Raw genomic sequence first — 23,243 nt, 5'->3', positions numbered from 1 at the left:
CGGAAGCGGGAGTACGGGCAGACGCGCGGCCGGATCGTCCCGGCCGCGCGTCTGCCCGTACTCACATTTCCGAACCGGCCCCTCAGCACCCCCTAGCGCCCCCTAGCGCCCCCGCAACTCGCCCTTGACGACCTTGCCGCTCGCGTTCCTCGGCAGCTCACCCACGAACTCGACCGTCCTGGGCACCTTGTAGTTGGCCATCTCCCGCCGGGCCCAGGCGATGAGGTCGTCCGCGGTCGCCACCGCTCCCGGCCGCCGCACCACGTACGCCTTGCCGACCTCGCCCAGCCGCGCGTCCGGTACGCCGATCACCGCCACGTCGGCCACGTCCGGGTGCAGGCCGAGGAGTTGCTCTATCTCCGCCGGGTACGCGTTGAAGCCGCCGACGATGAACATGTCCTTGATGCGGTCGGTGATCCGGAGGTTGCCGGCCGCGTCCAGGACTCCGACGTCGCCGGTGCGGAGCCAGCCGTCGGGGGTGAGGACCTCGGAGGTGGCCCGGGCGTCCTCGTAGTAGCCGCCCATGACGTTGAAGCCGCGGACCAGGACCTCGCCCTGGGCGCCGGGAGCGACGGAGACGCCCGCCGCGTCCACCACCCGCACCTCCGTGCCCGGGATGGCCCGACCCGACGTCGACGCGATCACACCCGGCTCGTCCCCCCGTCGGCACATGGAGACGATCCCGCTCGCCTCGGAAAGTCCGTAGGCGGTCAGAACGGTCCCCACCCCGAGTTCCTCCCGCAACCGCTCCACCAGGCGCAACGGCACCACGGCCGCGCCCGTCACCACCAGACGCAGTGGCGAGAGGTCGTACGCCTCGCGGCCCGGGTGGTCCAGGAGCGACTGGTGGAGGGTGGGTGGGCCGGGCAGCACGGAGATCCGCTCCGAGGCCACGTTCGCGAGGACCGTGTCCACGTTGAACACCGGCTGCGGAATCATCGTCGCGCCCCGCATCAGACAGGCGATGACACCGGCCTTGTAGCCGAAGGTGTGGAAGAAGGGGTTCACGATCAGATAGCGGTCACCCTCGCGGAGGCCCGCGAGATCGCTCCACACCTCGTACGCCCGCAGTGTCTGCGCGTGGGTGATCACCGCACCCTTGGGGCGGCCCGTCGTGCCCGAGGTGTAGACGATGTCCGACGGGGAGGACGACTCGACCGCCGAGGCCCGCGCCCGTACGTCCTCCGCCGCCACTCCGTCCCCACTGGCCAAAAAGTCCTTCCAGGTACGGAAGTCGGCGGGGGCGTCGTCCGAGAGAACGACCACCTGTTCCAGATGCGGAAGCCCGCCGAGCGGACCCGCGGACCCCGAGCCCTCCCCCGCCGCCCGCCGAAGCGACGCCACGTAGGACGTCCCCAGGAACGTCCCCGTCACGAACAGCAGCTTCGCCCGGCTCCGGGAGAGGATGTACGCCGCTTCCGTGCCCTTGAAGCGGGTGTTGAGCGGGACGAGGACCGCGCCGGCCGACACGGCACCCAGTGAAGAGACGATCCAGTCCAGGGTGTTGGGCGCCCAGATGGCCACGCGGTCACCGGGGTTGACGCCGTTCGCGACGCAGGCCGCCGCCGCGCGTTCCACCCGGGCGCCCAACTCCGCGTACGAGACACGGGTGCGGCCCTCGACGACCGCCTCCACGTCGGCGTACCGCTCGGCCGCCCCCCGCACCAGCCCCGGGATGGTGCCCCACTCCATGTCACCGCGCACTACGAGCCTCCCCATGGTCGACTCCCACTAGCTGACTACCCGTCAGATTAGCTGTAGCCTGACGCCCTGTCAGCATTCGTTGGACCACGGTGGAGGTGCGCCCATGACAGGGGCAGGACTCAAGGACGCCACGGCCATCGTGGGGATCGGGCAGACCCCCTTCGCCAAGCAACTCCCGGAAAGCGAAAAAGCCTTGGCCTGCCGGGCGATCCTCGCGGCCCTCGACGACGCAGGGATCGACCCCACCGAAGTCGACGGACTCGCCTCCTACACGATGGAGGAGACCGACGAGGTCGAGGTCGCGAAGACCGCGGGCTTCGGCGACCTCACCTTCTTCAGCAAGGTGGGTTACGGGGGCGGCGGTTCGTGCGCCACCGTCGCGCATCTGGCCGCCGCCGTGGCCACCGGTCAGGCGACGGTCGGAGTCGCCTGGCGCTCACGCAAGCGCGGCAGCGGCCCACGCCCGTGGAAGAACACGGCCGTCCAACTCCCCACCCCCGCCCAGTGGACGCGCCCTTTCGGCCTCCTCCGCCCGGCCGACGAGATAGCCATGCTCACCCGCCGCTATCTGCACGAGTACGGGGCGACCCGCGACCACCTCTTCAACGTCGCCCTGGCCTGCCGCAACCGGGCCAACCAGAACCCCGCGGCGATGATGTACGAGCGCCCGCTGACCCGGGACATGTATATGACCTCGCGATGGATCAGCGAACCACTCTGCCTCTTCGACAACTGCCTTGAAACAGATGGCGCGTTGGCCTGCGTCATCGTCTCCGCCGAACGGGCCCGAGACTGCCGCCGCCGGCCCGTGTACGTACACTCCGCCGCCCAGGGCCTGCCCGCCCAGCACCACGGCATGGTCAACTACTGGAACGACGACCCGCTGACGGGCCCCGCCTGGACAGCCGCCCGCCATCTCTGGAAACACGCGGACTTCACCCCGGAGGACGTCGACGTCGCCCAGATCTACGACGCGTTCACGCCCCTCATACCGCTCTCCCTTGAGGGGTACGGCTTCTGCGGCCGGGGCGAGGGCGGCGCGTTCACGGAGGGCGGCGCCCTGGAGATCGGCGGACGGCTGCCGCTGAACACGAGCGGCGGCGGCCTCTCGGAGGCGTACGTCCACGGCTTCAACCTCATCAACGAGGGCGTGAAGCAGCTCCGGGGCACAAGCACCGCGCAGGTCCCGAACGCGGCCACATGCCTGGTAACAGCGGGCGAGGGCGTACCGACGTCCGCCCTGCTCCTGAGGACCTGACCAAGCCCATGAGGGCCCGACCGCCCGAGCATCCGCCGAAACCAAGTACCCGAAGGGCCGACATGCTGACACCTGTCGTGGACGACGACGGCGCCCCCTTCTGGGAGTACGCCGCCCAAGGCGAGCTGCGCGTCCAGGCCTGCGCCGATCCCGACTGCGGCGAACTCCGCTTCCCGCCCCGGCCCTGCTGTCCGCACTGCCACTCCTTCGACAGCGAGTGGCGCAGGATGAGCGGCAAGGGCCGCGTCTGGTCGTACGTGATCCCCCATCCGCCTCTCCTGCCCGACTACGCGGCGCAGGCCCCGTACAACGTGATCGTCGTCGAGCTGGCGGACGCCCCGCGCATCCGACTCGTCGGCAACCTCGTCAGCAGTCCCGAGGCACCGCTCAACTCCGTCGCCCAGGAGCGGATCAGGATCGGGGCGAAGGTGCAGGTGGTCTTCACCGACGGCGAGGACGGCGAGAGCGGCACCGGGCTGCCCCGCTGGGTACTGGAGCGGCCATGACCCTTCACCTCTCCACCGACAAGGACACCGGCGTCGCGGTCGTCACCCTCGACCGCCCCGAGAAGCTCAACGCCATCGACCTCACCACCGCCGCCGAACTGACGGCCGCCTGGCGGGAATTCAGGTTCGACGACTCCGTACGGGCGATCGTGCTCACGGGCGCGGGCGGACGGGCCTTCTGCACGGGGCTCGACCGCGACGCCGACGTCCCGCAGCCCAACTCCCCCTACATGGTGGACGATCCACTGATCAGCATCGGGCCGAAGGCGTGCGACCTGTGGAAGCCGGTCATCGCCGCCGTGAACGGGATGGCCTGCGGCGGGGCCTTCTATCTCATCGGCGAGGCGGACTTCGTGATCGCCGACGAGACGGCCACGTTCTTCGACCCGCACACCACCTACGGCATGGTCAGCGCGTACGAGTCCATCCTCCTGGCACAGCGGACGCCGTTCGGGGAGGTCGCCCGGATGGCGCTGATGGGCACGGCCGAGCGGGTCTCCGCGCGGCGGGCGTACGAGGTGGGGCTGGTCAGCGAACTCACCGCGCCGGGTGAGGCGCCGGCCGCCGCCGTGCGGTGCGCGGACGTCATCGCCTCCTACCCGACCGAGGCCGTGCAGGGGACCGTACGGGCCGTATGGGCGGCGAAGGAGGCGACCCGGACGGCCGCGCTGGCGCACGCCCCGCATCTCGTGTCGATGGGCAACCTGCCGAGCGAGGCGCAGGCGGGCCTCTTCACCGGCCGCCGCACGGGCTTCCGAACCCGCTGACCACCGCGCGAGCGCCCTCCGCCCGGACCGTCACCGAGCGTGACCGTCGCGTGGCGGGGGTCGGGCACCCGGCGTAGCGTCTGCATCGAGAGCCCGGGAACGGAGGTCCGCGCATGGTCCGCAACCTGCTCGGGTCCGTCCTCGCTCTCGCCGGAGCGACGGCCGCCGTATGGAGCCCCTTCCGTGCCTGGTACGACGGCCGTCACGGCAGGCACTACCGCCTCGGGGACCTCTTCTCCGCGACCGGCGTCACGAGCGTCCCCGCGGAGCTCTTCGCCTCGCTCTTCCTGCCCTTCGCGGGCGCCGCGCTGATCACGCTGGCCGGGCTGCTGCTCCGGTCGCGACTGCTGGTGGCCCTGGCCGGCGTGATCGTCCTCGCCTTCACCGTCCTCTGGCTCATCCGCGTGGGCCAGGCCGAGGGCAGCCTCGTCATCTCCGCCACCCCGACCAACGGCCTGGGCCCCGGCACGGGGCTCGCCTTTGGCGGTGGTCTGGTCCTACTCCTGGCTTCTGTCGTCCTGCGTGGCCGCGCGGTGCGGGCGGAGCCCGCGTACGCACCTCCACCGGATCCGACGGTACCGACGCTCGACGGCCCGACTGCGGACTATCCCCGCCCCTAAAAGCCAAAAGATTGCGCAGTTCCCCGCGCCCCTAAAGGGGCCCGCCCCCACCCTCCGGCAGCCGCTCTCCTCCGTGAGGGGTCGTGTCGGGGTTTCCGATCGCAGCACGACCTCTGATGGGCACCCCATAGGTGCTGGATGACACAGCTGCGATCGGATGCCCCGTCGCGGCCCCGACCCGAAGACAAACGGCAGGCGCATCTTTTAGGGGCGCGGGGAACTGCGCGACCAGCCACACCCAACCCGCACCCGACAACGCCCCCTGGCCCCCCGGCCCGCCCCCTCAGGAGCGGGCCGTCCCCGTCCCCTTCTCCGCATCGAGCGCGTACACACACCGATCCTTGCTGCACGCATACACCACCCCGTCCTTGACAACGGGCGCCCCAGTGATCTCCCCACCAGTGGCCAGCTTCCACCGCAACCGACCATCGTCGGCCTTCAGCGTGTAGAGCAGATGATCGGTGGACCCGAAGTGAATCCGCCCGTCGGCGACGGCGGGCGCACCCACCACGTCACCCCCCGCCTGGAAGCGCCACTTCGGCGTACCGGTGACGGCGTCGAGCGTGTAGAGCCCCTTCCCGGACCCCACATGGACATGCCCCGCGGAGACAAGCACGGGATCGAGCGAGGACCGCGCCTCCGTGGCGATACGCCACCGATCGCGCCCGTCCGTGGCGTCCAGGGCATACACCGTGCCGAGATAGTCGGCAAGATAGATCCCGCCGCCCGTGACGGCGGGCCCCGGCGCAAACGTCGGCGGGCTGAGGAACACGGCAGGCGCCTCGAAGTGCCAGCGCACATGCCCACCGGCGACATCGATGGCGAGCACCCGCGTACCGGCGGACACGTAGACGTACCCGTCGTCGGCCTGGGTGATCCGGACGGGCACGCCGCCGCAGGACGCAGCGTCCCCGATGGGGTACGACCAGCGCTCCTCACCGGTGCGGGCCTCCAGCGCACGCAGCCGGGCGTCCTTCCAGACGTAGACCGTGCCGTCGTGGACGGCGGGCCCGGCCTCGGGCGACTCGAAGTCGGTCTGGGCGCCGGTGATCTCCCAGAGCTTCTGCCCGTTGGCGGCCTCCCAGGCCTGTACGCCACCACCGCGCGTGCCGGTGACGACCGTGCCGCGGTCGGCCTTGAGGGAGTACACCCAGGCATCGGTCGGCAGCCGCCACAGGTCGGTGCCCTCGCGGGCGTCCAGGGCGAAGAGGGTGGGACCGTCGGAGGCGTGGACGCGGCCGCCGGCGACCGCCATCGACCAGGCGACGTCCCGGGTCTTGAAGCGCCGCCGCCCGGTGGCCACGTCCAGGGCGTGGACCTCGAAGGACGTGACGTAGACGAGGTCTCCGGCGACGGCGGGCGTGCCCCACACGTCGTTCGACATGCGGAAGCGCCACGGCCGCCAGGAGGTGGCGGAGTCGGCGCCGGGGGCCGCCGCGGGCGCGGGTACCGGAACGGGCCCGGCGCCGGGTACGACGGGGTCGGCGCCGTTCACGCCGGGGCGCGGCCGGGACCAGGAGGCGGCGAGGCCGGCTTCGGGAGGAGGTGCCTTCACGGCGGCGGCGCGGGCGTCGGCGACGCGCGGGCCGGGGCCGATGGGCACCTGGGCGCCCGCGAGGCGTACGGGCCCGGTGTCGGGCGGGCCGCCGTGCCGGCCCGTACCGGCGCCGACCGGGACGGGCGGCGGGTCGTGGGGCGGCGGGGGCGGCACCACGGGGGCGCCGCGTCCGCCGCTGCGGCCGGAGGACGGCTTGGCCGCCGGGCGGCCGCCGCGGCGCTGCTCGATCAGGCCCACGGCCCGCTCGGGCAGCCACGCGGACGCCGTACCGCTGTCGTCGGAGCCGGAGCCGAAGAGGTGGGGTGCGAGCTGGGCCTGGAGGTCGGCCGGGTTGGGGCGGCCCGTCGCCTCCATCTGCATGCAGGACTCGATGAGCGGGCGCAGCTCGTCCGGGAGGCCTTCGAGGTCCGGGCCCTCCCGCAGGAGCATGAAGACGGTCTCGACGGGGTTCGCGCCGTGGAAGGGCGCATGGCCGGTGGCGGCGAAGACGAGCATCGAGCCGAGCGAGAAGACGTCGCTCGCGCCGGTCACACTGCGGGAGTCCTTCGCCTGCTCGGGCGACATGTAGGCGGGGGTGCCGACGGCGACATTGGTCATCGTCAGACGTGTGTTCGATACCCCGGAGGCGATTCCGAAGTCGATGACGCGCGGCCCGTCCTCCACGACGAGAACGTTCGACGGTTTCAGGTCGCGGTGGACGAGACCGGCCCCGTGGATGGACTGCAGGGCCTCCGCGACACCCGCCGCGAGCCAGCGGACCGCCTGGGCCGGCAGCGGCCCGCACTCGGTCACTATCTCTTCGAGGGAGGGCGCGGGCACATAGGCGGTGGCCAGCCACGGCACGGCGGCGCGCGCGTCGGCGTCGACCACGGCGGCCGTGTAGAAGCCGGAGACGGCACGGGCCGCCTCCACCTCGCGCGAGAAGCGGACCCGGAACAGCTGGTCCTCGGCGAGCTCCGTCCTGACCGTCTTGATCGCCACCCGCCGGCCCGAGGCCGAGCGCGCGAGATAGACCAGCCCCATGCCGCCGGCTCCCAGCCGTCCCAGCACCTCGAACGGCCCGATCCGCCGCGGATCGTGCTGTGTCAGCTGATCCACCACTTGCCTGCCACCTCCCCGTACGCGGCCGCGCTTCCAGCCACCGCTCCAGCCGCAGCTTCAGCCACTGCGCAGCGTCTCACCACCGAACCGCTCCGGCGGCACGCAACCCGATTCTTCCTGGCCGGGGCCCCGGTTGCGAACCCGGGCCCGAATCGGGATGTCTTAGCGCGTCCTGGGACAAAAGACCCGCACTCGCCTTGCTTTTCAACGCCGCCCGGTGTTTTTCGACGCCTTTCGCAGCTTTGCGCACGCCGTTCGTACGCCCTTTCAGTGCTGAAGCACCGCGAATTTCAAGTTTGCAGCAGGGCGAAGGACGCCCCCTGATTGTCCGTGACGACGGCCACGCGCCCGTACGACGTGTCGAAAGGCGGCGCCTGGACCCGTCCGCCGAGCCGCACGACCGTCCCGAGCAGCGCCTCGCAGTCTTCCACCCCGAAGTGAACGAGGAAGTGGGGCGGCATCTCGGCCGGGAATGCCTCGGTGACGAGGACGCGGCCGAAGTCACGGGTGGTGCCGGGGCCGAAGAGGGCGTCGTGGAAGAGACCGGTGTAGAAGGAGTCGGCGACGGCCGTGTCCCGGGCGTACAGCTCGACCCAGCTGAAGGAGCCGGGACCGTGCCGTCTGCCGAAGCCGGGGAGCGTGCCGCCCTCCCAGAGCCCGAAGACCGCGCTCTCGGGGTCGGCGGCGAGCGCCATCGTGCCGTACGGACCCACGGGCACCGGTGCCGTGATCACCTGGCCGCCCGCCTCCCGGATCCGGTCGGCCAGGTCCTCGGCGTCCGGAGTGGCGAAGTACACCGTCCACACGGTGGGCATCCGCCCGTCCCGCTTCGGCACGAGGGCCGCCACGGGCCGGCCGTCGAGGTGCGCCCGTACCGAGCCCGCGTACGGGCTGGGGCCGGCGTAGGCCGCGGGAGCCGGGGACTCCAGGGAGCCCGGAGAGCCCGGAGAGCCAGGGGAGCCCGGGGAGCCCGGGGAGCCCGGGGCCGCCGAGGAGCCCGGGGCCGCCGAGGAGCGCGGGGCGCCCGGTGAGGGCCCGGTCGTCTCCTCCATCTCATCGAAGGGCTCGAAGGTCCACCCGAAGAGCCCGCCGTAGAAGCGCTTGCCCGCCTCGACGTCCGGAAGCTGGGCGTCGATCCAGCAGGGGACGCCCTCGGCGAAACCGGCAGATGCCTCAGATCCAGCCATGCGGCCAAGCTAACGGCCTTTCACGCATCCCGCAGGGCGGGCGGCACCCCTCCTCCAGACCCTCTCCGAGAGCCCGCGCACCCCATTTGCAGTCGGCCGAATCGCGCTCCGATCACCCCTCGGTAAGCTGACGGCATGACAGGACAAGTGCGTACCGTCGACGGCCGTGTGGCCGGTCGGCGCGGGCAGGCGACGCGGCAGAAGCTGCTCGACTGCCTCAGCGAGATGCTCAGCTCCTCGCCCTACCGCGACGTCAAAGTCATCGACGTCGCGCGGAAGGCGGGCACTTCACCGGCGACCTTCTATCAGTACTTCCCGGACGTCGAGGGCGCCGTCCTGGAGATTGCGGAGCAAATGGCGGCGGAGGGCGCCGGGTTGACCGAACTCCTCGAAGGACGCTCCTGGGTCGGCAAGGCCGGCTGGCAGACCGCGCAGGAACTCGTGGACGGCTTCCTGGAGTTCTGGCGCAAAAACGACGCCATCCTCCGAGTCGTCGACCTGGGCGCGGCCGAGGGCGACAAACGCTTCTACAAGATCCGTATGAAGATCCTCAACTCCGTGAACAACTCCCTCACGGACACGGTCAAGGAGCTTCAGGCGAAGGGCAAGGTCGACAAGGACATCAGCCCGGCAGCGATGGCGGGTTCCCTCGTCGCGATGCTCGCGGCGGTGGCCTCGCACCAGAAGGGCTTCCAGTCCTGGGGCGTGAAGCAGGCCGAACTGAAGCCGAACCTCGCCCTGTTGGTGCATCTGGGCGTGACCGGCAAGAAGCCGACCAAGTAGTCCGCCGCACCCCGCGCCGGACGCCGGGTCTTTCCAGGCACAAGTCCTGTCACGCAGGCGGCAGTTCACTCAGGTGGGCTGCCGCCTGTCGCGCTCCCGGAACCCCCGGAATCCCCGGGAGTTCCGGAACTTCCGGAACTTCCGGGTGCCTCCCGCCGGACGATCCGGAACAGCCGGATCTCCCGCTCGACCCGCGCCTGGTACGTCGCGTACGGCGGCCAGAACTCCAGCAGCGCCTTCCAGACCGTGCCCCGCTCCTCGCCCCGCAGAAGATGCGCGGTGACGGGGATGTCCCTGCCCTTCCAGCTCACCTCCGCGTCGGGATGGGCGAGGAGGTTGGCGGTCCAGGCCGGATGGTCCGTACGCCCGAAGTTGGACCCGATCAGAATCCAGCTCGCGCCCTCCCTCCCCTTCCCTCCCTCCGGCATGCAGGCCAGCGGCGTACGCCTGGGCAGTCCGCTCTTCGCGCCGCGCGCGGTGAGGATGACGCCGGGCAGCATCTGGGCGCTGAGCAGGACCTTTCCGCGGGTGAGCCGGTGGACGGCGCGGTCCAGCGCGGGAATGAGATGGGGCGCGACCTTCGCGAAGGCGGGTGTCGAGGACACCCTCTGCACGATCCGAACTCCTACTCCTGCTCCTGCTCGTACTCCTACGCCCATCAGACCGCCACCTCCCCGCCGCCGAACAGCCGGGCCGCGTCCGCCGCGTGCTCCCGCAGCCGGTGCACCGGCCCGAAGAGCAACTCGTCGCCGGCCGACCGCTTGAAGTAGAGATGCGCCTCGTGCTCCCAGGTGAACCCGATGCCGCCGTGCAGCTGCACGGCCTCGGAGGAGGTGATCCGCAGCGCCTCCAGCGCCTGGGCCAGCGCGAGCCCGCCCACCCGCTCCTCCCCGGCGCCCGCCGCCCAGGCCGCGTAGTACGCCGCCGAGCGCGCTGCCTGCACCTGTACGTACAGGTCGGCGAGCCGGTGCTTCACGGCCTGGAAGGACCCGATCGCGCGCCCGAACTGCTCACGCTGCTTGACGTATTCGACGGTCCGCTCCAGTACGCGGTCGGCGGCACCGACGGCCTCCGCGGCGAGGACGGCGGCGGCCGAGTCACCGACACCGGCGAGCACCCCGGCCACATCGGCGGACTCGTCGTCACCGAGCAACTCGGCTTCCACGTCCCGCAGTTGGATCCGCGCCTGCGACCGCGTCTCGTCGAGGGAGGTGAGCCGCACGCGGGTCGCTGCCCCGCTCCCGGAACCGTCCTGTTCGGCGGGCGGTGAGTCCTGTACGAGAAAGAGGAGGGTCCGCGAGCGGGCGAAGCCTCCGGTGTGCGCGGCCACGAGCAGCAGGCCCGCGCTGTGGCCGTCGAGCACCTGGTCGGCCTGCCCGTACAGCCGCCACCCGCCGTCGGTCTGCCGCGCCTGTACGCCTCCCGCGCGGCCGCCGCCCGCCCAGTCGCCGCGGTTGTCGCCGGTCAGTCCGAGGGCGGTGGTCAGGCTCGCGCCCGGCACCGCGAGGGCGGCGGTGAGTTCGCCGGAGGAGATACGGGGCAGCAGCGCGGCCCGCTGCCGCTCGCTCCCCAGGGCCAGCAGCAGAGGCACGCTCAGCACGGCCGTGGCGAGAAGCGGCGAGGGAGCGAGACTCCGCCCCAACTCCTCACTGGCGAGGGCAAGTTCGGTGGCGGAACAACCAACTCCACCATACGCCTCGGGCAATGCGAGCCCGGGCAGCCCGAGTTGCTGGGCCAGGGTTTCCCAGAGGGCGGGGTCGTACCCGCCCTCGCTCCGCACGGCGGTCCTGACCTCCTCCGGACCACAGCGTTTGAGGAGGAGCTCACGGAGGGTGCGGCGGATCTCTTCCTGCTCCGCGGTGAAGGTGGCGTCCATGGGCAGCACACTCCTTCGCATCTGACGGCGCGTCATGTTAGAGCGGCGACGGCCAGATGCACAGAGGCGTGACGCCTCGTACACCGCCTGCCGAGGGGACCGAATCTGATGTACCGTCAGATTCATGACTCGGACCCGGACTCGTACCCGGCGGAAGGTGGCGGTCGTCGGCGTGTCCCTCTCCGACTGCGGCCGGGTGGACGAGGCGACGCCGTACGCGCTCCACGCCCAGGCCGCCCGCCGGGCCCTGGCCGACTCGGGCCTGGACCGCACGGTGATCGACGGCTTCGCCTCGGCGGGCCTCGGCACGCTGGCGCCGGTCGAGGTGGCCGAGTACCTGGGCCTGCGGCCCACCTGGGTCGACTCCACCTCCGTCGGCGGCTCCACCTGGGAGGTCATGGCGGCCCACGCGGCGGACGCGATCGCCGCCGGGCACGCCGACGCGGTCCTGCTGGTGTACGGGTCCACGGCCCGCGCGGACATCAAGGCGGGCCGCCGCACGGGCAACCTGTCGTTCGGCGCGCGCGGTCCCCTGCAGTTCGAAGTCCCGTACGGCCACACGCTGATCGCGAAATACGCGATGGCCGCGCGCCGCCACATGCACGAATACGGCACGACGCTGGAGCAGTTGGCGTCCGTGGCGGTGCAGGCGCGGGCCAACGCCGCGCTGAATCCCGACGCGATGTTCCGCGACCCGATCACGGTCGACGACGTCCTGTCGGGCCCGATGATCGCGGACCCCTTCACCAAACTGCACTGCTGCATACGCTCCGACGGCGGCGCGGCGGTCCTGCTCGCGGCCGAGGAGTACGTCCAGGACTGCCGTACGACTCCCGTCCAGGTCCTCGGCACCGGGGAGCACGTCTCCCACACGACGATGTCCGAGTGGCCCGACTTCACGGTGTCACCGGCGGCGGTGAGCGGCCGAACCGCCTTCCAGCGGGCGGGAGTCGGCCCACAGGACATCGACTTCGCCGAGATCTACGACGCCTTCACCTACATGACCCTGGTGACCTTGGAGGACCTCGGCTTCTGCGAGAAGGGCGAGGGGGGTGATTTTGTGGAGAAAGGCCGCCTGAAGGTCACCGGCGGCGACTTCCCCGTCAACACGGACGGGGGCGGCCTGTCGGCCCAACACCCCGGCATGCGGGGCCTGTTCCTCCTCGTGGAGGCAGTCCGCCAACTCCGCGGCGAGGCGGGCGCCCACCAGGTCCACCGCCCCGACGGCCACCTCCCAGAACTGGCCATCGCCTCCGGAACGGGCGGCTGGTTCTGCTCCTCGGGGACGGTGGTGCTGGGCCGAGGCATGTCCTGAACCTGCGGGCCCGGTGGGGGCTGATCGCGCAGTTCCCCGCGCCCCTTAAAAGCAGGGGCTACCGCCCCGTCTCTAGGGGCGCGGGGAACGGCGCAGTCTTTCGGTTTTCTTGGGGGCGCGGGGAACGGCGCAGTCTTTTGGCTTTTTTGGGGGCGCGGGGAACGGCGCAATCTCGTGGCTTTTTTTGGGGGCGCGGGGAACTGCGCAATCTTGTGGCTTTTAGGGGCGCGGGGAACTGCGCGCTCAGCCCAAACCAACCCGCACCCAACACATCACGCCAACCCCCACCCACCCAGGGGCGCGGGGAACTGCGCAATCTTGTGGTCTTTAGGGGCGCGGGGAACTGCGCGACCAGCCCCCACCCACCCGCACCCGACAACCCCCCAGCCCTACTCCCCCTGCGAAAGATGGCCTTTGGCCTCCCCATACGTGCCGGCACCAGCCACACCCTCCGGCCCATAGACCAGGCTCAAAACCCCCGTCTGAAACGTCTGCGAGGAAATCAACCTCAGCGGAATCGAGGAGTCGCTCTCCTCGAACAACCGCATCCCCTTCCGCACGGCAATCGGATGCACCAGCAGATGCAGCTCGTCCAACAGCCCCGCGGCCAGCAACTGCCGTACGACGGAGACGGAACCACTGAGGGCGATGTCCCCGCCCTCCTCGTTCTTCAGCGCGGTGACGGTCTCCACAAGGTCCCCCTCCAACTGCTCGGAGTTCCGCCAGCTGAACGCGAGCTTCTGCCTGGAGGCGACGATCTTCCGCACATCACCGAGCTGCTTGGCGAACCCGGCGTCCTCACCGCCGGCGGCCTCCCTCTCGGGCCACGCCCCGGCAAAGCTGTCGTAGGTCGTGCGGCCGAACAGCATGGTGTCGGCCGTACCGAAGGTCGCACCGACGGCCGCGCCCATCTCGTCGTTGAAGTACGGGAAGTGCCACTGGTCGGGCGCCTCGACGACACCGTCGAGCGAGATGAACAGTCCGGCGGTGATCTTCCTCATGAGGTTCCTCCAGGTTCCGGCAGAGCTGGTCGGTCAACTCTGCGTCGTCTCTGTGTCGTCGGGTAGACGGCGAGGACGGGAGAAACTAATCGGCGAAACCCTCGACTCGCGACCCGAGACTCATACTCCGAGGCTCATGACCCGAGGCTCATGATCCGACCGCAAGCGCCGCGGGAGTGAGGACACGGTTCGGCAGTCGTGTCGGCACGGAGACCACCCGGCGCCGGGCGGCGGCGGCCTCGCGGACGAAGACCCGGCCCCGGCCCCGGCCCCGGCCCAGGTCCTGGCCCCCGCCCCTGCCACCCGCGAAGACGAACAGCCGCAGCACCAGGAAGCGGCCTGTCCCGGCGAGCCCGGAGGCGCTGAGGTAGACGACCTGCTCGGTGAGCGTCCCGGGCGACGACTGCACGAGGTGCAGGATCAGCATCGCGAGGGAGGTCACCGCGTAGGCCGCCGTGGCCGACCCGGCGGACTGCCAGTGCTGGCGCCGGCCGGCCCGCTTACCGGTCCCGAAGGTGAAGAGCGCGTGCAGCTCGGTGCAGAGGACGGTCGAGGCGACGGTGATGACCGCGTTCGCCACCGCCCAGGGCATCGCACCGGCCAGCAGCGCCACCGCACCGCTGGAGAGGACCCCGATCCCGCCGCCGCACACCACGAACCGGACGAAGGAGGCGAAGGGCCCGGGAGCGACCCCGCCCACCGTCACCGGCTGCTGCGCGAGCTGCGACTTCATGGGGTTTTCCTTCCGGGCGGCGGGGCCGTGAACCCCTGCGATCGACTGAGTTCAACCATGCCGTCGCCCGCCCGTCCCAACGAGACGGCCCACACCCGAACCCATGGTGGTGCTGGCTCCACCATGGAAGGGGGGTACGCCCGCCGAGCGGCCATGAACGCCTTCCGCGCGGCACCACGTTTCCGGCCCGCGGAACTGGAATACGTAACTGGACAGAACACGGTCAACGACCCGTCGCTAGAGCGACGGGCTTGCAGAGCGGGCGCCACTGGCTGTGGTGCTGCGCTTGCGTCCGATCCCGCCCCCCAGGTGTGGGGGTGAGTCTGGGGCGGTTGACTGCGCCCCGCGTCGCCACAACTCTTCCGCGCGAGCGCGGATGTTGCGGGAGCCGTTCCGATCTGCGTGATCAACGAATCCGCAGGACCGGCACGCGAACCACGCCTGGGAGACCCGGTTCGCTCTGTCGATGTGGCCGCACTCGGCGCAGGTGCGGGAGGTGTACGCCGGATCGACGTACACCACCGGCACCCCGGCCTTCTTGGCCTTGTACGCGATGAACGCCCCCAACTGGGCAAAGCTCCAGCTGGAGTGGGTGGCCCGTTGGGGCTTGCGAAGCCGTACCCGCTCGCGGATGCCCGTCAGCTCTTCGAGAGCGATTCCGCGACCGGTGCGTTCTGCCTCGGCCACCACATGCTTCGCGATCTTGTGATTGATGTCCTTCGCCCGCCGCGACTCCTTGCGCCGCCGCTTCTTCAGCCGGCGCTTGGCGGACGGGCTGTTCTTCTTCTGCAGTTTGGTGCGCAGGGTGCGCTCGCGCAGCCGTCCCCGGTTGAGTTCGCGTCCGGCCATGATCTGACCGTCCGAGGTGGTCGCGATGTTCACGATCCCCAGGTCGATACCGAGGAAGCCGTCCGGATCCGCGTTCGGTTCGGCTTCGGGGATCTCACAGGTCGCGTTCAGGAACCACATACCGTCCCGGTACAGCAGGTCGGACTCGCCCCCGCGGTACAGGGCCAGACGGGCCAACTGCTCGGGGGAGGCAGTGAACGCCACGCCCTTCACCCGCCCCGACAACGTCCAGATGGAGATGGTGCGGTCCGGGATCTGCCAGGACAGCATCCGGTCGTCAAAAGGCTGCGCACCCTCGGACCGGAACGCGATCGGCTTCTCCGTGGCCCGCCGGTACCGCTTGGACCACCGCTTGCCGAGGTTCCCGGCCTTCGCATTCGCCGCCAGTGTGCGGTAGGCGTCACACGTTTTCTTGATGACGTGTTGGGCAGCCTGCGCACCCAGCCCCCACCGCTGCTTGATCTCGCAGTAGGTGTGCTGGCGCAGCGCGAAGTTCCGCTTCACATCCTTGGCGAAGGCCACATCGGACACCCAGGACGCCGCCTCATTGCAGGCGTGCAGGGTCGCCTCAAGCGCCGCCGCCTGTACGGGCGTCGGCAACAGCTTGACCTGCACAACCAGTTTCATGAAACCCGAACCTACACAGCCGTCCGTACAAACAGACGACTTCCGCACACCCGCCCCACCATTCAGCGACATACCGGCCATACGTTCGACATCGCCCGGCTCCACCGGACAGTCCTGCGGGCGCTCCGCGCCCGAACTCCCGGGCACTGCGACGCTCCGCGTCGCCACCACACAATGCGATTCCTCCCAGGCGTAAGCGCCTGGGGTTCCTCGCAAGAAGCACACTGAACCGGCTGGAGGACCCCGCATGGCCCTGACCCGTGAAGAGCGAGAGACGTTCCTGAAAGAGCCGCACATCGCCGCGTTCGCGGTCGACGCCGGGGCGGGCCGCGCCCCGCTCACGGTGCCGATCTGGTACCAGTACGAGCCCGACGGCACCGTATGGATCCTGATCCAGGCGGACTCCCGCAAGAACCAACTGCTCGGCGCGGCGGGCCGGTTCTCCCTCATGGTCGACCGGGTCGAACCCACCATCCGGTACGTGTCCGTCGAGGGCCCGGTCCTCGACACGACCCCCGCCACCCGCGAGCAGCTCCACGAGATCTCGGCCCGCTATCTCCCGGCCGACAAGGTCGACGGATACGTCGACTTCTCCTGGAAGGAACACGGCACCCAGGTGCTCGTCCGGATGCGCCCCGAACGCTGGCTCTCGTCGGACCTCGGCGCGGTCTGAGCCGGAGGCCCGCGCGACAATCGCCCCATGAGCACCGAGTCTGCCTCCTCCCCGCCCCCCTCCGAGTTCGTACGGCTGCTGAGGGCCCAGCGGGTCTGGGACACCGAGCTGCCCCGCTTCACCCCGGACACCGCCCCGGCGGAACCGCTGCCGCTGTTCGAGCAGTGGTTCGCGGAGGCGGTGGGGGCAGGGCAGACCGAGCCGCACGCCATGTCCCTGGCCACGGCGGACGAGGAGGGACGGCCCGACGTACGGATCGTGATGCTGCACGGCGCCGACGAGGAGGGCTGGCACTTCGCCTCGCACGCGGGCAGCCGCAAGGGACGGCAGCTGGCGGCCAGGCCGTACGCGGCACTCGGCTTCTACTGGCCCGTGCAGGGCCGGCAGATCCGGGTGCGCGGCCGGGTGACCGTCGCCCCGCCCGAGGTCGCCCACGCCGACCTGCACGCCCGCTCGACCGGAGCCCTCGCCTCCGCGCTGGTGGGCCGGCAGAGCGAAGTCCTCGACTCCTACGAGGAGTTGGAACGCGCCTCTGAGGCCGCCTGGCGGCGCGCCCAGCAGGAGCCGGACGCCCCCGCCCCCTCATGGACGGTGTACGTCCTCGCCCCCGACGAGGTCGAGTTCTTCCAGGGTGACCCCCACCGACGCCATGTACGCCTCGCGTACCGACGCGCCGAGTCCACTTGGCGCAGGGACCTGTTGTGGCCGTAGCCGCGACGACGGGTGTCCTTCGCCTGCGGGCCCGGTGGGGGCTGGTCGCGCAGTTCCCCGCGCCCCTAAATAGCGGGGCTGCGCCCCTGGCTTTTTGTCTTTAGGGGCGCGGGGAACTGCGCGAGCAACCACAACGGGCCCGCAGCCGCGCACACAACCGAAGCCCCCTGCCCGAGGCGTCACACATCAACAGGCTCCCCATCCGTCGCGAGCCGCGCATGCAGATGCACATCCCGAAACGCATCCTGCCGCCCCGCCTCGAACATCGCCCCCCGCAGAGTCCCCTCATACAGAAACCCACACCGCTCAGCAACGCGACAAGACGCGTCGTGCCCAAGGGCGTGCCCCAACTCCAGCCGATGCACCCCGAGCCCCTCGAACGCCCACCGCCCGGCCAGCGCCAGCGACCGCGTCGCGACCTGCCGCCCCCGCGCCTCCGGCAGCACCCAATAGCCGACCCGTGCGACGCGTATGACGTGGTCGATGTCGTTGACCCCGATGTGCCCGAGCGTCACGCCACTCTCCGCGTCGGTGACGCGGTAGGAGGCCCCGACACCTTCCGCGGCCGCCTTGGCCCGCGCCCGCAGCGACTCCCGCGCACCATCCATGTCCTCGATCGCCCTGAGCGGGGTGTTCCACCGCTTGAACTCGGGGTCGGAACACCCCCGCAGCCACGCCTCGACATCGGAGTCGGCCTCCGCGTCCCACGGCCGAAGCCGCAGACCGTGACCGTGGAGTTCGGGAAAGGGACGGGCGGCGTGGGACTCGTACAAGTCGGTCATCGTTCCATTCAACAACGGCCGCCCGTACTAGGCGGAAGCCGGCCGGAACACAGGAACGGCGACCGTGACCGTCCCCTCCGTCTCCTCCCCTCCCGCCTTCTCCACCCCCTCCGCACGGAAGGCAACCTCCAGCGCCATCCCCATCCGCAGTGACTCCTCCCCGCACCCCACCACCTCGGTCATCATCCGCGGCCCCTCCGCGAGATCGACGACGGCGGCGACGTACGGCGTGCGGGAGCCGAAGGGCGGCAGGTCGTTGCGGTGGACGACGGACCAGGTGTAGAGCGTGGCGCGACCGCTGGCCCGTTCCCAGGTGACGTCCTCGCTCCAGCAGCGCGGGCAGAACTCGCGGGGGTAGTGGTGGGCGCGCCCGCACGCGCGGCACCGGCGCAGCAGCAGCTGCCCCTCGGCGGCGGCGTCCCAGTACGGCCGCGTAAAGGCGTCGATGTCAGGCAGATCGAACCGCACCCCGGCCATCAGAAGAAGCCCAGAGCGCTGTCCAGCGACCACGTCTGCCATGACATCGCGAAGAGGGCCACCAGAGAGATCAGCGCCATCATCGCGTTCTGCCCCTGCTCGGCCCAGTCGTGGATCATCAGCACGAGGTAGAGGAGGTTGAGGAGCAGCCCGCCGACCAGGGCGATCGGGGTCAGGAAGCCGACGACCAGGCCGAGCCCGAGGGCGAGTTCCGCGTACACGACGACGTACGCCATCGTGCGCGGCCGTGGCGCGACCACCACGTCGAAGCCGCTGCGCACCGCGTTCCACCGGTGCTTGGCCGCGACGTCCGACGCCCACGCGATCCCGGTCCCGCGCTCGAACCAGCCCTTTTTGTCCTTGTGCCGCCAGCTCTCCAGCCACCACAGCCCGAGGCCGATACGGAGCACGGCAACCCATTCCGCCCCGGTGAGCCAGATCGTGTCCATGAACTCCCCTGCCGCCGAACGGGATCTGACGGTACGTCAGTTCAGCGTACGGACGGCGTACGCGCAAGAGCCGCGCCTCACCAAGCCCTCACAACCAGACGCCCTACGCCACGAGCCCCACGCACTCCTCCTACAGCCGTGATCAATCCGCAACCAATTCCGGGCTTGACCGAGACCCATCAAGTGACCACATGAATACGCTCTGGCACATGGCCGACTCCACAGCGCCCGCGGGCTCCGCGGCACAGCCCCCCGCCGACCGCCCCGTGTACGTCATCGGCGGCGGCCCGGGCGGTCTCGCGGCAGCACACGCGCTGCGCGCGCAGGGCGTACGCGCCGTCGTGCTCGAAAAGTCCGAGCGCGTCGGGGCGTCCTGGCGGCGGCACTACGACCGGCTCCATCTGCACACCACGCGGCGGCTGTCCGGGCTGCCGGGCCTGCCGATGCCGCGCTCGTTCGGGCGGTGGGTGTCGCGCGACAACGTGGTGCGGTACCTGGAGAAGTACGCCGAGTACCACGAGCTGGAGATCGTCACGGGTGTCGAGGTCTCGCGCGTGGAGCCCTCCGCCGACGGCAGCGGCTGGCTGCTGCACGCCACCGGCGGGCGCGAGCTGACCGGCAGCGCGGTCGTCGTCGCCACCGGCTACAACCACACCCCGCACGTGCCGGACTGGCCCGGGCGGGACGCCTTCAAGGGCGAACTCCTGCACGCGAGCGAGTACCGCAACCCCGGCCCCTACGCCGGACGCGACATTCTCGTCGTCGGGGTCGGCAACACCGGTGCCGAGATCGCCGTCGACCTCGTCGAGGGCGGCGCCTCGCGCGTACGGCTGTCGGTGCGGACCGCGCCGCACATCGTGCGCCGGTCCACGGCCGGGTGGGCGGCCCAGTTCACCGGGATCCTCTGCCGACGGCTGCCGGTCGGCCTGGTGGACCGGATGGCCGGGCCGCTGGCCAAGGTCAGCGTGCCCGACCTGTCGGCGCAGGGGCTGCCGCGGCCCGACACCGGGCTGTACTCCCGTGTGAACGAGGGGGCCATCCCCGTGCAGGACGTCGGCCTGATCGACGCCGTCCGCAAGGGCCGCGTCGAGGTCGTGCCCGCGGTCGACGCCTTCGAGGACGGCAAGGTCGTCCTCGCCGACGGCGACCGCATCGGCCCGGACGCCGTGATCGCCGCGACCGGCTACCGACGTTCCCTGGAAGGCGTGGTCGGCCACCTCGACGTCCTGGACGCCCGGGGCCGCCCGGTCGTCCACGGCCCGCGCAGCCCCAAGAACGCCCCCGGCCTCTACTTCACCGGCTTCACCAACCCCATCAGCGGCATGCTCCGCGAACTCTCCCTGGACGCCGAAAAGATCGCAAAATCAATAGCCCGCGACAGAGACCAAAGACTCCCGTCCCACCTCCCACACTGACCCCCACTCCGACAAGGCACGCACCCTTTCAGGGGGCGGCGACCTTTCAGGAGCCGCGGCTTTCAGGGCGCGTCCTTTCAGGGGCGCGGGGAACTGCGCGCTCAGCCCACGAGGACCCGCACCAACGCACCCACCTCGGGCACACCTTCAAGGGGCGCGGGGAACGGCGCAATCTGTCGGCTTTTAAGGGGCGCGGGGAACTGCGCGACCAGCCCCCACCCACCCGCAGCCAAACACCCGCCCCACTCGCCCCGACCACCACCGTGTCCACGCGCAGCTTGAACACGGACGCACCGGCCCGATACGCCGGACCGGGCGCGTTCCCGGGCAGGCCCCGCCGGGTACAAACCCTGTGCTCGCCACAAGTTCTTTGCGTGCAGACCCGTTCCTGACGCGACGTCAGTTCAGTAATCTGACACTGCGTCAGTTATTGGCAGCCACACAGGAGCGGGCGGACCGATGCTTGGATCAACCCACGGCACCCTCACCACCGACTCCCGCCGGGCCCGAGTCATCGCCTGCGGCGAGCAACCGGCCCCTGCCGTGCACGGCAGGCCCGCCGCCACCGACGACCTCGACGTCAGCGGCCGGCCGCTGTACGCCGGCGTACCCGACCTGGACCGCTTCTTCCGCCCCGAACGCGTGGCCGTCGTCGGCGCCTCGGACGCCGAGGGACGGCCGAACACCGGCATCACCAAGCAACTGCTCGCCTGGTCCGAGCGGGTCGGCGCGCGGCTGCACCCGGTGCATCCGACCCGTCAGTCGGTCTTCGGCATACCGTGCGTCGCCGCTGTCGGGGATCTGCCCGAAGACGTCGACCTGGCCGTCCTGCTGGTCTCCGATCCGCTTCCCGTGATCGAGGAACTCGCCGAGACCAAGGTGAAGTTCGCGGTCGCGTTCGCCTCCGGGTTCGCCGAGACCGGCGCGGAGGGAGCCGCCGCACAGGCCAGGCTGGCCGCCGCCGTGGCACGCTCCGGGCTGCGGCTGCTCGGGCCGAACACCAACCTGAACGCCTTCGAGAGGTTCCGCGACGACCTGGACGGACCGGCGATCGCCCTGATCACCCAGTCCGGCCATCAGGGGCGTCCCGTCTTCACGATGCAGGAGCTGGGCGTACGGCTCTCGCACTGGGCCCCCACCGGCAACGAGGCCGACCTGGAGAGCGCCGACTTCATCTCCTACTTCGCCGAGCAGCCCGAGGTCGGTGCCATCGCCTGCTACGTCGAGGGGCTGAAGGACGGGCGGTCCTTCCTGCTCGCCGCCGACCGGGCGGCGCGGCGTGGGGTGCCGGTGGTGGCGGTGAAGGTCGGCCGCACCGAGACCGGCGCCCGTACGGCCGCCTCGCACACCGGCAAACTGACCGGCGCCGACGCGGTGGTGGACGCGGCGATGCGGCAGTACGGGGTGATCCGCGTCGACGGTCTCGACGAACTCCAGGACACGGCCGCGTTGTTGGCGCGTGCCCGCCGCCCGTCCGCCGACGGTGTTGTCGTCTACTCGATCTCGGGGGGTACGGGTGCGCACTTCTCGGACCTCGCGACGGAGGCGGGGCTGTCGCTCCCCAGGTTGTCGCCCGGTAAGCAGGCCGAGTTGCACGAGTGGATCCCCGAGTACCTCGACGTGTCCAATCCCGTCGACAACGGCGGGCATCCGGTGGGCGACTGGCGTGGCCGGAAGATCATCGACGCGATCCTCGCGGATCCGGCGGTGGGGGTGCTGATCTGTCCCATTACTGGTCCCTTCCCTCCCATGAGCGACAAGCTGGCTCAGGACCTGGTGGACGCGGCGGAGCAGACGGACAAGCTGGTGTGTGTGGTGTGGGGGTCGCCGGTCGGCACGGAGGCCGCGTACCGGGAGACGCTTCTCGGGTCGTCCCGGGTGGCCACCTTCCGTACGTTCTCGAACTGCATCACCGCGGTGCGGGCCCATCTGGAGCACGCCCGGTTCTCCTCGTTCTACCGCTCGCCGTTCGACGAGGCGCCGCGTACGTCGTCTCCCTCGTTCCGCAAGGCGCAGGCGTTGATGCGGCCGGGGCAGCAGTTGAGCGAGCACGCGGCGAAGCAGTTGCTGCGCGCGTACGGGATTCGCGTGCCGCGGGAGCAGTTGGTGACGAGTGCTGCGGCGTCCGTGCGGGCGGCCGGGCTCGTCGGCTATCCCGTGGTGATGAAGGCATCCGGTGCGCGGCTCGCCCACAAGACCGAACTCGGTCTGGTGAAGATCGGGTTGACCTCGGCGAGTCAGGTCCGCGACGCGTATCGCGACCTGACGGACATCGCGCGGTACGAGGATGTTCCGCTCGACGGGGTGCTGGTGTGCCAGATGGTCGAGCCCGGGGTCGAGATGGTCGTGGGTGTCACGCAGGACGAGCTGTTCGGGCCGACGGTGACGGTGGGGCTGGGCGGGGTGCTCGTGGAGGTGCTGCGGGACAGTGCGGTGGGGGTGCCGCCGTTCGGGGAGGATCAGGCTCGGTCGATGCTTTCTGAGCTCCGCGGGCGGGCGCTTCTGGAGGGCGTCCGCGGGCGCCCTCCGGCGGACCTCGACGCGCTCGTCGAGGTCGTGCTGCGGGTGCAGCGGATGGCGCTCGAACTGGACGGGGAGTTGTCCGAGCTGGACATCAATCCGTTGATGGTGCTGCCTCGGGGGCAGGGGGCGGTGGCGTTGGATGCGCTGGCGGTGTGCCGCTGACGGTGTCGCTGGCTGCGGGCTGTGCGTGGCTGACCGTGTCGCTGGCTGCGGGCTGGGTGTGGCCGGTCATGTCGCTGGCTGCGGGCCGGTGGGGGCTGGTCGCGCAGTTCCCCGCGCCCCTAAAAGACGCGCCTGCCGTTTGTCGTCCGGTCGGGGCCGCGACGGG

Annotated in this window: 20 protein-coding genes and 1 pseudogene; 10 read left to right on the top strand and 11 right to left on the bottom strand. The window is 70.7% G+C overall.

Going from position 1 to position 23,243, the window contains the following annotated elements; genetic code table 11:
• Positions 1-102 precede the first annotated feature (102 nt).
• Positions 103-1,719 (bottom strand): FadD3 family acyl-CoA ligase, encoded by a 1,617-nt coding sequence (locus tag ACIBEI_RS26885; protein WP_398892801.1) that lies wholly within the window; start codon positions 1,717-1,719, stop codon positions 103-105.
• An 88-nt stretch (positions 1,720-1,807) separates the two neighbouring features.
• Between ACIBEI_RS26885 and ACIBEI_RS26880 the strand changes: the two genes are divergently transcribed.
• The 4 genes from ACIBEI_RS26880 (at position 1,808) to ACIBEI_RS26865 (ending at position 4,855) form a co-directional block, all read left to right on the top strand.
• Complete coding sequence (locus ACIBEI_RS26880) at positions 1,808-2,962, top strand: lipid-transfer protein (protein ID WP_398892800.1); 1,155 nt, start codon at positions 1,808-1,810, stop codon at positions 2,960-2,962.
• Between the two features lie 62 nt (positions 2,963-3,024).
• The gene (locus ACIBEI_RS26875) at positions 3,025-3,468 is read left to right on the top strand and encodes a Zn-ribbon domain-containing OB-fold protein (RefSeq protein WP_398892799.1); all 444 of its coding nucleotides are present in this window, start codon (positions 3,025-3,027) and stop codon (positions 3,466-3,468) included.
• The gene (locus ACIBEI_RS26870) at positions 3,465-4,235 is read left to right on the top strand and encodes an enoyl-CoA hydratase/isomerase family protein (RefSeq protein WP_398892798.1); all 771 of its coding nucleotides are present in this window, start codon (positions 3,465-3,467) and stop codon (positions 4,233-4,235) included. The genes ACIBEI_RS26875 and ACIBEI_RS26870 overlap by 4 nt, the downstream gene beginning before the upstream one ends.
• 113 nt (positions 4,236-4,348) lie before the next feature.
• Entirely contained in the window at positions 4,349-4,855 is a 507-nt protein-coding gene (locus tag ACIBEI_RS26865) for a hypothetical protein (RefSeq protein WP_398892797.1), read from the top strand.
• Positions 4,856-5,138: 283 nt separating this feature from the next.
• On the opposite strand, the gene ACIBEI_RS26860 is transcribed toward ACIBEI_RS26865, so the two are convergent.
• Both ACIBEI_RS26860 and ACIBEI_RS26855 read right to left on the bottom strand, forming a co-directional pair.
• A complete protein-coding gene (locus tag ACIBEI_RS26860; RefSeq protein WP_398892796.1) occupies positions 5,139-7,514 on the bottom strand; it encodes a PQQ-binding-like beta-propeller repeat protein in 2,376 nt (791 codons plus the stop codon).
• Between the two features lie 290 nt (positions 7,515-7,804).
• Positions 7,805-8,701 carry a VOC family protein gene (locus ACIBEI_RS26855; protein ID WP_398892795.1) on the bottom strand — a complete coding sequence of 299 codons (897 nt, stop codon included), beginning with the start codon at positions 8,699-8,701 and terminating at the stop codon, positions 7,805-7,807.
• Positions 8,702-8,836: 135 nt separating this feature from the next.
• On the opposite strand from ACIBEI_RS26855, the gene ACIBEI_RS26850 reads away from it, so the two are divergent.
• Positions 8,837-9,484: a TetR family transcriptional regulator gene (locus ACIBEI_RS26850; protein WP_398892794.1), complete on the top strand. Its 648-nt coding sequence runs from the start codon at positions 8,837-8,839 to the stop codon at positions 9,482-9,484.
• 152 nt (positions 9,485-9,636) lie between these two features.
• On the opposite strand, the pseudogene ACIBEI_RS26845 reads toward ACIBEI_RS26850, so the two are convergent.
• Positions 9,637-10,143: pseudogene (locus ACIBEI_RS26845) on the bottom strand (nitroreductase/quinone reductase family protein); the annotation flags it as partial.
• Positions 10,143-11,360, bottom strand: coding sequence for an acyl-CoA dehydrogenase family protein (locus ACIBEI_RS26840; protein ID WP_398892793.1), 1,218 nt, complete (start codon positions 11,358-11,360; stop codon positions 10,143-10,145). The gene ACIBEI_RS26840 and the pseudogene ACIBEI_RS26845, both read right to left, overlap by 1 nt.
• A gap of 124 nt (positions 11,361-11,484) precedes the next feature.
• Between ACIBEI_RS26840 and ACIBEI_RS26835 the strand changes: the two genes are divergently transcribed.
• Complete coding sequence (locus tag ACIBEI_RS26835; protein WP_398892792.1) at positions 11,485-12,675, top strand: thiolase C-terminal domain-containing protein; 1,191 nt, start codon at positions 11,485-11,487, stop codon at positions 12,673-12,675.
• Between the two features lie 389 nt (positions 12,676-13,064).
• Here the strand turns inward: ACIBEI_RS26835 and ACIBEI_RS26830 are convergent, their stop codons facing one another.
• From ACIBEI_RS26830 to ACIBEI_RS26820, 3 genes are all read right to left on the bottom strand, one after another.
• Positions 13,065-13,676, bottom strand: coding sequence for a dihydrofolate reductase family protein (locus ACIBEI_RS26830; protein WP_398892791.1), 612 nt, complete (start codon positions 13,674-13,676; stop codon positions 13,065-13,067).
• 148 nt (positions 13,677-13,824) lie between these two features.
• Positions 13,825-14,409: a hypothetical protein gene (locus ACIBEI_RS26825; protein WP_398892790.1), complete on the bottom strand. Its 585-nt coding sequence runs from the start codon at positions 14,407-14,409 to the stop codon at positions 13,825-13,827.
• 237 nt (positions 14,410-14,646) lie between these two features.
• Positions 14,647-15,885 (bottom strand): RNA-guided endonuclease InsQ/TnpB family protein, encoded by a 1,239-nt coding sequence (locus ACIBEI_RS26820; protein ID WP_398892789.1) that lies wholly within the window; start codon positions 15,883-15,885, stop codon positions 14,647-14,649.
• A gap of 247 nt (positions 15,886-16,132) precedes the next feature.
• Between ACIBEI_RS26820 and ACIBEI_RS26815 the strand changes: the two genes are divergently transcribed.
• The gene (locus tag ACIBEI_RS26815) at positions 16,133-16,558 is read left to right on the top strand and encodes a pyridoxamine 5'-phosphate oxidase family protein (protein WP_361995525.1); all 426 of its coding nucleotides are present in this window, start codon (positions 16,133-16,135) and stop codon (positions 16,556-16,558) included.
• A 27-nt stretch (positions 16,559-16,585) separates the two neighbouring features.
• Positions 16,586-17,269, top strand: coding sequence for a pyridoxal 5'-phosphate synthase (locus ACIBEI_RS26810; protein WP_398892788.1), 684 nt, complete (start codon positions 16,586-16,588; stop codon positions 17,267-17,269).
• Positions 17,270-17,448: 179 nt separating this feature from the next.
• Here ACIBEI_RS26810 and ACIBEI_RS26805 read toward each other — a convergent pair whose 3' ends face one another.
• From ACIBEI_RS26805 to ACIBEI_RS26795, 3 genes are read right to left on the bottom strand one after another with little or no spacing between them, the layout of a single operon-like run.
• Positions 17,449-18,051 carry a GNAT family N-acetyltransferase gene (locus ACIBEI_RS26805; protein WP_398892787.1) on the bottom strand — a complete coding sequence of 201 codons (603 nt, stop codon included), beginning with the start codon at positions 18,049-18,051 and terminating at the stop codon, positions 17,449-17,451.
• Positions 18,052-18,078: 27 nt separating this feature from the next.
• Positions 18,079-18,528 (bottom strand): Zn-ribbon domain-containing OB-fold protein, encoded by a 450-nt coding sequence (locus ACIBEI_RS26800; RefSeq protein WP_398892786.1) that lies wholly within the window; start codon positions 18,526-18,528, stop codon positions 18,079-18,081.
• Positions 18,528-18,977, bottom strand: a complete 450-nt coding sequence (locus ACIBEI_RS26795) for a DoxX family protein (protein ID WP_398892785.1) — start codon at positions 18,975-18,977, stop codon at positions 18,528-18,530. The genes ACIBEI_RS26800 and ACIBEI_RS26795 overlap by 1 nt, the downstream gene beginning before the upstream one ends.
• Positions 18,978-19,186: 209 nt before the next feature.
• Here ACIBEI_RS26795 and ACIBEI_RS26790 point away from each other — a divergent pair, with 209 nt between their 5' ends.
• Both ACIBEI_RS26790 and ACIBEI_RS26785 read left to right on the top strand, forming a co-directional pair.
• On the top strand, positions 19,187-20,392 hold the full coding sequence (locus tag ACIBEI_RS26790; protein ID WP_398892784.1) for a flavin-containing monooxygenase: 1,206 nt from the start codon (positions 19,187-19,189) through the stop codon (positions 20,390-20,392).
• Positions 20,393-20,851: 459 nt separating this feature from the next.
• The gene (locus tag ACIBEI_RS26785; protein WP_398892783.1) at positions 20,852-23,077 is read left to right on the top strand and encodes an acetate--CoA ligase family protein; all 2,226 of its coding nucleotides are present in this window, start codon (positions 20,852-20,854) and stop codon (positions 23,075-23,077) included.
• Positions 23,078-23,243 lie beyond the last annotated feature (166 nt).

The sequence above is a fragment of the Streptomyces sp. NPDC050988 genome, assembly GCF_044456225.1.
Lineage (GTDB): Bacteria > Actinomycetota > Actinomycetes > Streptomycetales > Streptomycetaceae > Streptomyces.
The sequence above is the reverse complement of the archived record's forward strand: the minus strand, read 5'-3'. Positions and strand labels throughout refer to the sequence as shown.